The 12,278-nt window shown below is 72.6% G+C and carries 9 protein-coding genes and 1 tRNA gene; 2 read left to right on the top strand and 8 right to left on the bottom strand.

All coding sequences use genetic code 11. The features are described 5' to 3' along the window. Nucleotides 1-109 precede the first annotated feature (109 nt). The 3 genes from ACIGHB_RS08535 to lanKC all read right to left on the bottom strand — a co-directional run bounded on the left by ACIGHB_RS08535 (nt 110) and on the right by lanKC (nt 3,089). Nucleotides 110-223 carry a SapB/AmfS family lanthipeptide gene (locus ACIGHB_RS08535; RefSeq protein WP_360306912.1) on the bottom strand — a complete coding sequence of 38 codons (114 nt, stop codon included), beginning with the start codon at nt 221-223 and terminating at the stop codon, nt 110-112. Between the two features lie 68 nt (nt 224-291). Next, entirely contained in the window at nt 292-405 is a 114-nt protein-coding gene (locus ACIGHB_RS08530) for a SapB/AmfS family lanthipeptide (RefSeq protein ID WP_360306909.1), read from the bottom strand. Nucleotides 406-512: 107 nt separating this feature from the next. Next, complete coding sequence (gene lanKC / locus ACIGHB_RS08525; RefSeq protein WP_399910719.1) at nt 513-3,089, bottom strand: class III lanthionine synthetase LanKC; 2,577 nt, start codon at nt 3,087-3,089, stop codon at nt 513-515. Nucleotides 3,090-3,440: 351 nt separating this feature from the next. Here lanKC and ACIGHB_RS08520 point away from each other — a divergent pair, with 351 nt between their 5' ends. Further along, nucleotides 3,441-5,930 carry an ABC transporter permease gene (locus tag ACIGHB_RS08520; protein ID WP_399910716.1) on the top strand — a complete coding sequence of 830 codons (2,490 nt, stop codon included), beginning with the start codon at nt 3,441-3,443 and terminating at the stop codon, nt 5,928-5,930. Nucleotides 5,931-5,940: 10 nt separating this feature from the next. Here the strand turns inward: ACIGHB_RS08520 and ACIGHB_RS08515 are convergent, their stop codons facing one another. The 4 genes from ACIGHB_RS08515 to ACIGHB_RS08500 all read right to left on the bottom strand — a co-directional run bounded on the left by ACIGHB_RS08515 (nt 5,941) and on the right by ACIGHB_RS08500 (nt 9,176). Then, entirely contained in the window at nt 5,941-7,137 is a 1,197-nt protein-coding gene (locus ACIGHB_RS08515) for a sensor histidine kinase (protein ID WP_399910713.1), read from the bottom strand. Between the two features lie 263 nt (nt 7,138-7,400). Then, a tRNA-Pro gene (locus ACIGHB_RS08510) sits at nt 7,401-7,474 on the bottom strand. 38 nt (nt 7,475-7,512) lie between these two features. Next, a complete protein-coding gene (locus ACIGHB_RS08505) occupies nt 7,513-8,196 on the bottom strand; it encodes a Pr6Pr family membrane protein (RefSeq protein WP_399910711.1) in 684 nt (227 codons plus the stop codon). Between the two features lie 41 nt (nt 8,197-8,237). Next, a complete protein-coding gene (locus tag ACIGHB_RS08500; protein WP_360306894.1) occupies nt 8,238-9,176 on the bottom strand; it encodes a metallophosphoesterase in 939 nt (312 codons plus the stop codon). Between the two features lie 115 nt (nt 9,177-9,291). Here ACIGHB_RS08500 and ACIGHB_RS08495 point away from each other — a divergent pair, with 115 nt between their 5' ends. Next, a complete protein-coding gene (locus tag ACIGHB_RS08495; protein ID WP_360306891.1) occupies nt 9,292-9,756 on the top strand; it encodes a GatB/YqeY domain-containing protein in 465 nt (154 codons plus the stop codon). A 99-nt stretch (nt 9,757-9,855) separates the two neighbouring features. Here the strand turns inward: ACIGHB_RS08495 and ACIGHB_RS08490 are convergent, their stop codons facing one another. Beyond that, nucleotides 9,856-12,069, bottom strand: coding sequence for a transglycosylase domain-containing protein (locus ACIGHB_RS08490; protein ID WP_360306888.1), 2,214 nt, complete (start codon nt 12,067-12,069; stop codon nt 9,856-9,858). Between the last annotated feature and the right edge of the window lie 209 nt (nt 12,070-12,278).

The raw sequence follows: 12,278 nt of genomic DNA, 5'->3' as shown, positions 1-12,278 counted from the left end.
CACGGCCCGGCCGGCGGGTGATTGGGACACCCGCCGACCGGAACCGTTCACGGCCCGCAGGCCGCGCGTGACGTGCTCAGGCCGCTGTGCGGACCTGTGGACGCTCGGATCAGCAGAAGACCCAGCTGGCGTCGGAGCAGTGGGTGCTCGCGCCGCTGCCGAGCAGCTCCGCCTCGGGGGTCTCGACGGGCAGTTCCATCTCCTGGAGGTCGAGCACGGACATGATGTGTCCTTTCGTCGATGGTTCGGATCCTTGGGATTTCACGTGCGGCCGCCGGTTCGGCGGGTCGGTCAGCAGAAGACCCAGCTGGCGTCGGAGCAGTGGTTGCTGTTACCGCTGCCGAGCAGCTCCTCCTCCGCGGACTCGGTCGGGAGTTCCATCTCCTGAAGGTCGAGCAGGGACATCGTGGGATCACCTCCTTCCGGCGCGGACGCGCGTGCCCGCGTCGCGGGCGCCCTCCGTCATCGGCGGGCAGGTCTGTGGGCCTGGTCCGAGGGGCGGACCAGGGGGATCAGAGGAGCGGCAGGCGTACCGGGGCGGTGTGCAGCGCGGCCCCGAGGGCCAGCAGCACGCCGGCGGAGCCCGTGGCGAGGTCCATCGACAGCCTCAGCAACTGTTCGCCGGGGAAGGCGAGATGGCCCTGGTACTCCAGCGCGTGCCAGTTCAGCGCGTCGATGTGCGCGGCCACGAGCGGGTCGTCGGACGGGACGCGTTCCGCCGTGACGGCGGCGACGTGGGCGAGGATGCCGGCCCGGCCGTTGAAGAGCCCGGACTGGACGTAGAAGCGGGAGCCGGAGGAGATCAGCGCGCCGGCCGCCGCCGCCCTGAACCGCTCGTCGTCCCGGTGGGCGAGGTAGCGGTCGAGGACCATGGCCACCCCGGCGCTGCCCTCGGCCAGGTACGGCAGCGAACGCCAGCCCTCGTTGACGTGCAGGGCGCCGTTCTCCCGGACCGTGCAGCGGCGCAGGTCCTGGCGGAGCGCGGTGGCCGCGAGGTCGAGGAAGGCCGTGTCGCCGGTGGCCTCGTAGCAGCGGAGGAACAGCAGGGCCGGGCCCGACGAGCCGTGCAGGAGGCCGGCGCGCGGGTGGGGCCCGCCGCTCACCTCGGGGACGTCCGTCTCGGAGCCGAGCCGTTCCGCCACGACGCCCGCGACGGCGAGGGCGTCCTCCCGGAGGGCCGTGTCATCGGTGGTGCCGGCGAAGTGCAGCAGGTTGAGGCCGACGCCCGCCAGCCCGCTGGAGAGGTCCGTGCCGAGACGCCGCCACTGCTCCGCCCGGCACCGGTCGACGATCTGCCGGGCCGCGTCGTGGTGCCCCAGGTGCCCGAGGGCGAAGGCCACGCCGTGCAGCCCGTCGTAGAAGCCGATCCTGGCCCGCTGCTCCTGGCGCAGCGCCCTTTCGAGGAGCCATTCCTCGTGGGCGGGGTGGCGGCCGGCGCCCGTGACGTCCAGGGCGTACAGCACGCCCGCCGCGCCGTGGGCCAGGTTGATCCCGCCGGTGGTGAACTGCGCGATGTCACCGGGGAACAGCCGGTCGTCCCGGGCCGGGGTGGCGCTCGCGAGGATCCCCTCCGCCAGTGAGGCGCGCACGGCGGGCCAGTTCTCCCGGCCGGTGCGGGGGCGGGTCGGCCGGGTTCCGGCGCTGCCGCCCCCGGCGGGAGCGTCCCCGCCGAGCCGGGTTCCCTCGCCGCGGCCTCCGGCGGGAGCGTCCCCGCCGAGGATCTTGCGGACGGCGGAGTCCAGGAACGCGCGCGGCACCGGGAACCGTTCCGCGATCTCGTCGGCCAGCTCCACCGCCTTGTGCGGATCGAACCGGAGCAGGGCGGTCAGCGGCAGGAAGACGGCGAGCTCGATGCACCCCAGCGCGTACGTGTCCGCCGCGTACCCCTTGCGGTCGGGCGGTGCGGCGTAGGCGGGGTGTCCCAGCATCCGGGCCGCCCCGGCCTCGGCCGGGGCCGCGACCTCGAAGTCGATCAGACCGACGCGGCCGTCGTCCCCGACGATGATGTTGTACGGGTGCAGGTCGCCGAAGACGATGCCGCGGTCGTGCACCGAGGCGACCGCGCGCTCCACGGCCCCGCAGACGTCCATCGCCCACGCGGTGTACTCGGCGATCTCCGCGGGATCGGCCCGTGGCCCGGTCTCCGGGTATTTGAGGCCGAAGAACTTGCTCAACGGGCGTCCCTCGACGAGCTCCTGGGCCAGGAAGTGGTGATCGCCGACGGTGAAGTACCCGAGCAGCTCCGGCACCGCGTCGAGGCCGGCCAGCCGCTCCAGGACGTCCCGCTCCTGCCGGAGCCGGCTGACCGCGTCCCGTCCGTCGGCCGTCAGCCCCGCGTGGGGGCGGGCCTCCTTGAGGATGACCTCGCGGCCCGTGCGGGTGTCCTCGGCCACGTACACGCCGCCGCCGTTGGAGAAGTGCAGCGGCCTGCGGACGGTGTAGGGCAGTTCGGCCAGCGAGGATTCGCGCCGGGCGGCGGCGTGCGGCTCCAGGAACCCGGGCAGCGTCACCCACTCCGGGACGTGGAAGCCGGGGCGGCGGCGGTCCGGGACGAGGGTGCCGTCGGGCCGCGCGATCGCGGGCTCCAGGATCCCCTTCTCGGAGACGGCGTGCCGCTCGACGAACCCGCCGTAGCGCACGTACAACGGCCCCTGGTTCCAGCGGAGATCGCTGAGGATGTACGGCCCGGGCTCGCCGCCGACGACGGCGTCGACGCCCTCCAGCACCGCGCGCAGCTCCGCCTCGTCCGCCGGGTAGACGGTGACCAGTTTGCCGCTGGAGCCCCGGGAGGCGTACTTCAGGTTCCGCAGCCGCAGGATGTGCTGTCCGCGCAGGAACTTGAAGGGGATCCCCCGGGGGACGCAGAAGTCCCAGACGGCGTCGAGGATCTTCTCGGCGTTGTCCTGGCATCCGGAGGCGTGGATCTTCCAGCCCTGCTCCGGCCGGCGCACGGCCGGCGGCGTACAGACGAGCCAGTCGTCCTGGCCGACCCGCCGCCACCCGTCGGGGAGCGGGCGGTCGGCGGCGGCGAAGGCGTATCCGTCGTCCCGCGCCGCGGAGGGCGAGTCGAAGAACGTCCGGTCCGCCATGCAATACGCCTCATACCGCATTTCCGCGTTCCCCCTCGCCCCGTCGCCGGCTCGCATTCGATCTGCTCGAACAACTCGAAATCTTTCATGAGGGAATTGCTTGCACCAGTACGCAATGCACAACTTGAACCGTGAAGAACACATGGGTCGGCGTGGTGGATTCGGCCAAAGTGCCTGGCCCGCCTGCGATTTGACGTTTGCCGTCGAGAGTTTCGATAGGCTTCCGAAGCCCGGAGAGGGAGAAGTCCACCGCCTTGAGAGGTGTCTGTGTTACGACTCGCGTGGCGGACCTTTTCGGGACGCAGGACACGTTGGGCGGCCAGTTTTCTCGCCCTGGTCCTCGCGCTGATCATGACGACCGCGTGTGCCGTGCTGCTGGAATCGAGCACGCGCGGCGAACCCGCCACCGAGCGGTACGCCACCGCGGACGTGGTCGTCTCCGGGTACCCCTTCGTGCCCCGGGCCGAGGCGCTGGGCGAGGCGCTGGAGAAGCTGCCCGCCGTCGCGCGGGTGGTGTCCGAGCTGTCGTTCCCGGCCACGGCGGTGGACGGATCGGGCGAGCCGGTCGAGGCGCCGTGGGGCGGCCCGTCCCTCGGGCACGCGTGGGACAGCGCGGTCCTCGGCGCCTTCGCGCTGACGCGGGGGCGGGCTCCGGACCGGGGCGACGAGGTCGTCCTCGACGGCGCCCTCGCCGCCCGCCTCGGCAAGGGCCCCGGCGACTCCGTGCGGCTGGCGGGACCCGACGGGCCGCGCGCCTACCGGGTCGTCGGCGTCGCCGACCCGCCGCGCCGGCTCGCGCGCCAGTACGCGGTCTTCCACGCTCCCGCCGAGGCGGCGCGGCTCACGGCAGGCTCCGCCGCGCCGGTCCGCGCCGTCGGGGTCGTCGCCGAGGCGTCCGCGGACGCCGGGACGCTCCGGCGGCAGGTGGAGCGGGAGGTCCGGCGCGTCCACGGGGACGGCGCCGCGCCGGTCGTCGTCAGCTCCGGGGCCGCGAGGGCCGAGGCCGAGTTCTGGAACGTGCCGGATCCCGGCTCGGTGCTCTCCTCGCTCGTAGGCACCTTCGGGGTGCTCGCGCTGTTCGTGGCGGGCTTCGTCGTCTCCGGCACCCTGTCGCTCGCCGTCTCCGGACGGCTGACCGAGATCGGACTCCTGCGGGCCGTCGCGGCCACCACGGGCCAGATCCGCCGGATGATCGCCGCCGAGGCCCTGCTGGTCACGGTGGCGGCCGCGCTCGTCGGCGTACCGGGCGGCATCGGCCTCGCCTTCCTCCTCCACGGATTCCTGGTGGACGGGGAGGTGCTGCCCCCGTCGTTCACGCTCTCCGTGGGGCCGGCCGCGCCGTGGGTGACCGTCGGACTGACCCTCCTCACCGCCCAGCTCGCCTCGCTCGCCGCCGCCCGGCGCGCCTCCCGGGTCCGCCCGGTGGAGGTGCTGCGCGAGTCGGCCGCGCCCACCCGGCGGCTCGGCCTGCCGCGGGTGGTGGCGGGTGTCGTGGTGCTCGCGGCGGCGGGCGGCGTGCTCGGCGCGATCGCCTCGGGCCGGCTGGACGGGGCCGGCGGCACGGCCGAAGGTATGGTCCTCGTCCTGATGGCCGGGGTCGCCCTGCTGGCGCCGCCGCTGTTCCGCGCGGCCGGGGCGGTGGTGCTGACCCCCGTCCGGCCGCTCCTCCCGAAGGAGGGCCGGTGGGCGGTACGTAACCTGCGGCGGCAGAACGCCCGTTCGGCGGCGACCGGGGCGCCGCTGGTGCTCGCCCTCTCCCTCACCACCACCCTGCTCTGCGCCCCGCTGATCGCCGCGGAGGGCACGGAGCGGGCCGACCGCCGGCGCCTCCTCGCGGACCACGTCGTGACCTCCGCGCGGCCGGTCCTCGCACCCGGGTTCGCGGAGCGCGCCGCCCAGATCCCCGGGGTGGCGGCCGTCTCGGGCCGGCTCCCCGTCAGCGGTGAGCTGCGGCGCGCGGACGACGGGGACGACGGGGACGGCGGGGACGGCGAGGCGCGCTCGGTCTCGGGCGGCCGGCTGGTCGCGATGCGCGCCGACGCGGTGGGGCGGCTGCTCGACCTCGGTGTCCACGCCGGCTCGCTCGACGGCCTGGGCGGTACGTCGCTGGCGCTCGGCGACGGCGCGGCCCGGGACCTCGGCGCCGGCGTCGGGGACGAGATCCACGTCGACTGGGACGACGGCACCCGTTCCACCTTCCGGGTGGCCGCCGTCTACTCCCGCGACCGAGGCTTCGCCGACGCGCTCCTCCCGCGCACCGCCGCGGCCCGGCACGCCGCCGACCCCCTGGAGGACACCGTCCTGGTCCGGACCGCCCCGGGCGCCGACCGGGCCGGTGTCGGGCGGCGGCTGGCGGCCCTCGCGGCGGAGTACCCCGGGGCCCGCGTCGAGGGCGCGGAGGGCGGGGCCCCGGCCCGGAGCGAGGGGTCCCGGGGCGCTGCCGGCGTCTTCGTCCTCCTGCTCCTCCTCCTGATCAACGCGTTCACGGCGATCGCCGTCGTCAACACCCTGGGGATGGCGACGGCGGACCGCCGCCGCGAGTTCGCCCTCCTGAGGCTGGCGGGCGCGCAGCCCGCGCAGGTGCTGCGCATGCTCGCCTGGGAGGCGGTCCTCGTGTCCGCCGTCGCGCTGTCGCTGGCCGCCGTGGTCGGCCTGGCGGTCCTGGTCCCGCTCAGCCTCTCCCTCACCGGCTCCCCGGTACCGCCCCTGCCCGCCGGCCCCCTGGCGGCCCTGGCCCTCGCCGCCCCCGCCCTGGCCGCGGCGACGACCACGCTCGTCGCCGCGACCTCCATGCGCCGCACGGCCGCGACCCCCGGCGGCCTGGCCGCGGCCGTCTCCTGACGGCCGCGTGTCACCGCCGCACCGGGGCCGTACCGGGACGGGGAGCCGGGACGACGGTGCGCAGCGGCCAGGGCAGCGTCACCGACAGCCGGTACAGGTCCTTCCCCTCGGTCTCGACGGTGAGCAGCCCTCCCTGCTCCGCGGCCCGCTCGCGCAGGTTGCGCAGTCCGCTGCCGCCGCCCGCCCTCGGGCGGACGGCGTCGCGCTCCTCCCACCGCTCCGCCTCGGCGGCCCCGTCGTTGGAGACCTCCAGGCGGACCCAGCCGTGTCCGGTCCTGCGGTCGCCGGCGGTGAGCCGGATCTCGCAGCGGCGGGCCTTGCTGTGGCGGAGCACGTTGGTGACGGCCTCCCGGACCACGATGGCCAGCGTCTCGTCGATCTGCCCGGGCAGCAGGACCTCGGCCAGTTCGAGGTCGGCGGTCACCCCGAGGGCCCTCAGCAGCTCGGCCGCCGACTGCGCCTCCCGGGTGAGGGAGAGCATGCGGTAGCCGGAGGAGACCGCCCGCATCTCGGAGAGCGCCTGCCGTGCGAGGGCCTGCGTCCGGACGAGCTCCTGCTCGGCGCGCCTCCCGTCGCTGCGGACGAACCGCTGGATCCCCTCGCACTGCAGGGTGATGGCGGTGAGAGAGTAGCCGCACAGGTCGTGCAGGTCGCGGGCGAAGCGCAGCCGCTCGTGGTCGACGGCCCGCTGGGTCAACTCGGCCCGTGCCGCCTGGAGTTCCTCGGTCAGGTCGGCGAGTCGGGCCACGCCGAAGAGGGCCAGTCCGCCGACCGCGTGGGAGACCGCCGAATTGAGCGCCTGGCCCGTGGTCTCGCCGAGGGCGAGGACCAGCGGGACCTGGAGGACGGCGAGGGTGCCGAACGCGGTCCACGCGTGCGGCAGGGGGGTGGTCAGGAGGACCGCGGCGGCGAAGGAGCCGGGGATGCCGACCCAGGTGTCCTGGAAGAAGAGGTACGGGCCGTAGGTCACGATCCCGTGCGCGACGAGTGACCAGGGCCACCAGGGTCTGCGGCGGCGCACGGTGACCCGCGCCGAGTGCCGCAGGTGGAGCCCGAGGGTCGTCACCAGGATGGCCGAGGCCGCCGCCAGCGGCCCGACCCCCTCCCGGTTGGCCGAGGTCGCCACCACCGCCGCGATGCAGAATCCGATGGCGACCAGGCGCACGATCACCCGGGCGAGCCGTGGACTGTCCCCGTCCTCTCGCACGATTCCGGCCAGGGTCGATAAAGCCAGCCGATCCAATGTCTTTCCTCCCCGTGTTCAGGCGAGGTTCACGGTATGAGGGGGATCGCTGTGGATGACAGGCGCCAAACCGGTCGAGGGCCTGTTGGCCGAAGCAGGGCCGTTGACAACACCCGGGACACCCCCGGGCACGTACGAGCCGGACCACCGCTCGCCAGGTGAATACAGGTGAAGACAGATGAGGCCGGTACTGGAATCAGTACCGGCCTCACCTGCTGTTTCGGCTGTCGGGGTGGCGGGATTTGAACCCACGACCTCTTCGTCCCGAACGAAGCGCGCTGCCAAGCTGCGCTACACCCCGATGTCGCTGCTCTGTTCTTCACGTCGCGGCGACATCGATTACTTTAGCCCACCCGCGCCCAGAGACGAAATCCGGTTTCGGCGGCCCGCCACCGCAGGTCGGAAGCGGTCCGCCGCGACGAGCAGGAGGCCGAGGGCGCAGAAGGCGAGGCCGAGGACGAGGGCGTTGAGCAGGACGCCGGCGTAGCCGTGGGCGGTGACGTCGAGGAAGGGGTACGTGTAGCGGGTCCGGGCGCCGGAGGGAAGCAGGGCGCCGCGGGCGAGGGCGAAGAGCAGGTACGTGCCGGGCGCGGCGAGCCAGAGCACGGCGTACCGGGGGCGGAGCGCGCCGGGCGGGGTGAGGAGCAGCCACTCCAGGGCGACGCCGAGCGGGGTGACGGTGTGCAGGAGCTGGTTGGCGACGGCGCGGGCGCCGGTGAGCCGGGCGATGTCGGCGGCCTGGTTGAAGGAGCTCGCCGGGTTGTCGAGGACCAGGTGGAAGACGAGCCCGACGATCGAGATGCACAGCAGCACCCCGCCGGTCCACACCGCGGGCACCGGCGGGCGGCCGGTCCAGGCGCGGGCGGCGCCCAGGCCGAGGACGACGGCGACGGCGGTGTTCGACCAGATCGTGAAGAAGCTGAAGACGACGAGGGGGTTCCCCTCGACGCACTCGATCACGATGCCGGTCGCCGCGGCCAGGGCGATCAGGCCGCGGACGAGGGCGGTGAATCGGTTCGGCATGGCCCTCACCGTACGGGGGCGGGTGCGCCCCCGTAGGGAGTTCAGGCCCGTGCCGTCAGGGTGAGCAGCGTCGCCTCGGGCGGGCAGGCGAAGCGGACCGGGGTGAACCGGTTGGTGCCGCAGCCCGCGGAGACGTGCAGGTAGGAGGTGTGGCCGCCGGCGGTGTGGGTGGAGAGGCCCTTCACCCGGTCGGTGTCGAGGTCGCAGTTGGTGACGAGCGCGCCGTAGAAGGGGACGCACAGCTGCCCGCCGTGGGTGTGCCCGGCGAGCACCAGCTCGTAGCCGTCGGCGGTGAAGGCGTCGAGGGCGCGCAGGTACGGGGCGTGCACGATGCCGAGCGAGAAGTCCGCGGACGCCTCGGGGCCGCCGGCCACCCGCTCGTACCGGTCCCGCTTGATGTGCGGGTCGTCGAGGCCGGTGAAGGCCAGGTCGCCCTGGGGCAGCTTGAGCCGGCCGCGGGTGTTGGTGAGGTCCACCCAGCCGGCCGCGTCGAAGGCGTCCTTCATGCCCTCCCACGGGTTGTGCACGGCGCCGACGACCGGCTTGTTGCCGTTGAGGCCGTGCCGGCCCTGCAGCTTCTCCACGAGGTAGAGGGCGGGGTTGCGGAGCCGGGGGCCGTAGTAGTCGTTGGAGCCGAAGACGTACACGCCGGGGAACTCCATGAGCGGCCCCAGCGCGTCGAGGAGCTCCGGGACGGCCTCGGTGTCGGAGAGGTTGTCGCCGGTGTTCACGACGAAGTCGGGGCGCAGCCCGGCGAGCTTCTGCAGCCAGGCCCGCTTCTTGTTCTGGCCGCACACCATGTGGACGTCGGAGACCTGGAGGACCCGCAGGTCGTCCATGCCCGGTGGCAGGACGGGGACGGTGATCCGGCGGAGCCGGAAGGAGCGGGCCTCGAAGCCCGCCGCGTAGACGAGTCCGGCCGCGGCCGTCGCCGCGACGCCTGCCGTGACCTTCAGGGGGATCCCGTACCGTGCGCGCATCCCCCCATCGTTCCAGACCCGCGCGGCGGAAACGGACGGGCGGTACCCGGAAACGACGGGCGGTGCGCGGAAATGGGCGGGCGGTACGCGGGAGGCACCTGCCACACTTGACGTCATGACCACGCTCAAGGCACGACTGAAGGACGACCTCAACGCCGCGATCAAGGACCGCGACGAACTGCGCTCCTCGACCCTGCGGCTCACCATCGCCGCGATCACCAAGGAGGAGGTCGCGGGCAAGACCAAGCGCGAGCTCTCCGAGGACGAGGTGCAGAAGGTGATCGCCAAGGAGGCGAAGAAGCGGCGCGAGGCCGCCGACGCCTTCGAGCAGGGCGGTCGCCACGAGTCGGCCGAGCGCGAGCGGGCGGAGGGCGTCCTCCTGGACGCGTACCTCCCGAAGCAGCTCTCCGACGACGAGCTGGACGGCATCGTCGCCGCCGCCGTCGAGGAGGCGAAGGCCGCGGGCGCCGAGGGCCCCCGGGCCATGGGCGCCGTGATGAAGATCGTGAACCCGAAGGTCGCCGGCCAGGCCGAGGGCGGCCGCGTGGCCGCCGCCGTGAAGAAGCTCCTCGCGGGCTGAGCCACCCCTGCCGCGCGCGAAGGCCGCACCCGTCACATGCGAAGGGCGCCGCCCACCGGATCGATCCGGTGGGCGGCGCCCTTTTCTCTGTGCTGCGCGTCAGTCGTTGTCGCCGCGGTCGCCGGTCAGGTCCGGGAGCGTGATGCCCGGGAGCGGGTTCTTCCGCCGGTCGGCCGGCTTGTCGTCCCGGTCCCGCTTCTTGTCGTCGCGCGGCTTGTCGTCCTTCTTCGGGTCCTTCGGCTTCTCGGCCCGGGGGACCTTGATGCCGACGAAGGAGGGCTTCTGGTCGTCCAGCGCGCCGGTCATCGCGATCCGCCAGATCGGGCCGGGCAGGCAGCCACCGCAGACCTTCTCGTAGTAGACGCCGCCGATGGTGAGGTCGAACATCTCGTCGCGCTTGCCGACGTCGTCGCCGACCCAGACCGCGGTGGACAGGTTCGGGGTGTAGCCGACGAACCAGGCGTCCTTGCGGCCCTCGGTGGTACCGGTCTTGCCCGCGTTGTCCCGGTCGCTCAGACCCGCCCGGGTACCGGTGCCGTCCTCGACCACGCCCTTCAGCATCTGGTTGATCATGTCGGCGGTGCGGTCGGACATCGCCCGCGTGCACTTGGTCTGCGGCACGTTCAGCTTGTCGCCGTTGGCGGCCTTGATCGAGTCGATGACCACCGGGACGCAGTAGATGCCGCGGTTGGCGAAGGTCGCGTAGACGTTCGCCATGTCGAGCGGGGTGCTCTCCAGGGAGCCGAGGGTCGCGGACGGGCTCTGCCGGATCGGCTTGCCCAGCTCGCGCTCGTAGCCGACCTTCTTCGCCATCGTCAGCGTCTCGCAGAGGCCCGCCGCCTGCTCCAGCTTGGCGAAGTAGGTGTTGATGGACTTGCCGAGGGCGCTGGTCATGTCGTACGCCCCCTTCTCCGACTTGAGCTCGTTCTGGACCGACCAGTCCGCGTAGCCCGACGGCTTGCCGTCGCAGCGCGTGTAGTCGCTCTCCTTCATCGAGATCTTCCACGGCGTGTCGTAGCTCGTCGCGGGGGAGAGGCCCTTCTCCAGGGCGGCGGCGGCCGTGATCGGCTTGAAGGTCGAGCCGACCGGGAAGCCGTACGTGGTGCCGCCCATCTTGCTGCCGACGGCGAGGTTGAGCGTGGTCTGGTGCTGCTTCTGGTCCAGGCCGTACGGGCGGGACTGGCTCATCGACAGGATCTTGCCGGTGCCGGGCTGAACCTGGACGACGGCGGTCGCGACCCCGTCGTCCTTGTTGACCTTGGCCACGGCCGCCTCGTTCGCCGCCGCCTGCGCCTTCGGGTCCAGCGTGGTGCGGACGGTCAGGCCGCCCAGGTTCCACAGCTTCTGGCGCTCCTCGGCGGTCTTGCCGAAGACCGGGTCGGTCAGGATCGTCTTGCGGACGTAGTCGCAGAAGAAGCCGGCGCCGTCGACGGCGGTGATGCAGCCGTTCCTCGGCGTCTTCACCTTCAGCTTGATCGGCGCGGCCTTGGCCTTCTCGAACTCGGCCTGGCTGATGTCGCCGACGTCCGCCATCCGCTGGAGGACGATGTTCCGCCGCTTGGTGGCTTCCTGGAGGTCGTTGATCGGGTCGAAGCGGCTCGGCGACTGCACCAGGCCGGCCATCATCGCGGCCTCGCCCAGGTCCAGCTTGGCCGCGGGCTTGGAGAAGTAGCGCTGCGAGGCGGCCTCGATGCCGTACGCCTGCTGCCCGAAGAACGTGATGTTGAGGTAGTTCTCCAGGATCTTCTTCTTGCCCAGCTCCTCCTCGACCTGGATCGCGTACTTCAGCTCGCGGACCTTGCGGCCGATCGTCTGCTGGGTGGCCTGGGCGACCTTCTCCGGGTCGTCACCCGCCTCCTCGACGAAGACGTTCTTCACGTACTGCTGGGTGAGGGTGGACGCGCCCTCGGAGACCCCGCCCGACTGCGCGTTCTTGTTGATCGCGCGCAGCACGCCCTTGAGGTCGATGGCCCCGTGCTCGTAGAAGCGCGAGTCCTCGATCGCGACGATCGCCTTCTGCATGTACGGGGAGATCTTCTCCAGCGGCACCACCTTGCGGTCCCGCGAGTAGACCGTGGCGATCAGCCCGCCCTTGGAGTCCAGGATGGTGGTGCGCTGGCTGAGCGGCGGGGTCTTCAGATTGGAGGGGATCTCGTCGAACCCCTCCACCGTGCCCTTCGCCGCCAGACCCAGTGCGCCGGCCGCGGGCAGGGCGATGCCCGCCAGCACGGCTCCGGAGAGCACACTGACACCGAGGAACTTGGCGGCCTGCTGGGTCCCGGTCAGACCACCGCCCGAGCGCTTCTTTGCCATGGGGGCAGCCTACGTTCTCAATCGCCGGACACACGTATATGCCTTGGCCTAAGCTGCTCCCAACTGTCACAGGAGTGCGGTCTCGTATCAACCTCTGTGCGTGACAATCGCCTGATTTCCGGCACGAGTTCCCGCGTCCCCGAATCCGCGGGAGGACCGTGTCCGATTCCGGGGCGTGTGTCGCGGGGTGCCCCATAACACACGCATGT

Source organism: Streptomyces sp. NPDC085460, assembly GCF_044541975.1.
In the GTDB taxonomy this organism is placed as follows: Bacteria; Actinomycetota; Actinomycetes; order Streptomycetales; family Streptomycetaceae; genus Streptomyces.
The sequence above is the reverse complement of the archived record's forward strand: the minus strand, read 5'-3'. Positions and strand labels throughout refer to the sequence as shown.

What these genes read in the sequence shown, in the direction of transcription:
- ACIGHB_RS08535 (WP_360306912.1), bottom strand. Translation starts at nt 223, where the DNA reads ATGTCCGTGCTCGACCTCCAGGAGATGGAACTGCCCGTCGAGACCCCC.
- ACIGHB_RS08530 (WP_360306909.1), bottom strand. Translation starts at nt 405, where the DNA reads ATGTCCCTGCTCGACCTTCAGGAGATGGAACTCCCGACCGAGTCCGCG.
- lanKC (WP_399910719.1), bottom strand. Translation starts at nt 3,089, where the DNA reads ATGGCGGACCGGACGTTCTTCGACTCGCCCTCCGCGGCGCGGGACGAC.
- ACIGHB_RS08520 (WP_399910716.1), top strand. Translation starts at nt 3,441, where the DNA reads ATGACGACCGCGTGTGCCGTGCTGCTGGAATCGAGCACGCGCGGCGAA.
- ACIGHB_RS08505 (WP_399910711.1), bottom strand. Translation starts at nt 8,196, where the DNA reads ATGCCGAACCGATTCACCGCCCTCGTCCGCGGCCTGATCGCCCTGGCC.
- ACIGHB_RS08500 (WP_360306894.1), bottom strand. Translation starts at nt 9,176, where the DNA reads ATGCGCGCACGGTACGGGATCCCCCTGAAGGTCACGGCAGGCGTCGCG.
- ACIGHB_RS08495 (WP_360306891.1), top strand. Translation starts at nt 9,292, where the DNA reads ATGACCACGCTCAAGGCACGACTGAAGGACGACCTCAACGCCGCGATC.
- ACIGHB_RS08490 (WP_360306888.1), bottom strand. Translation starts at nt 12,069, where the DNA reads ATGGCAAAGAAGCGCTCGGGCGGTGGTCTGACCGGGACCCAGCAGGCC.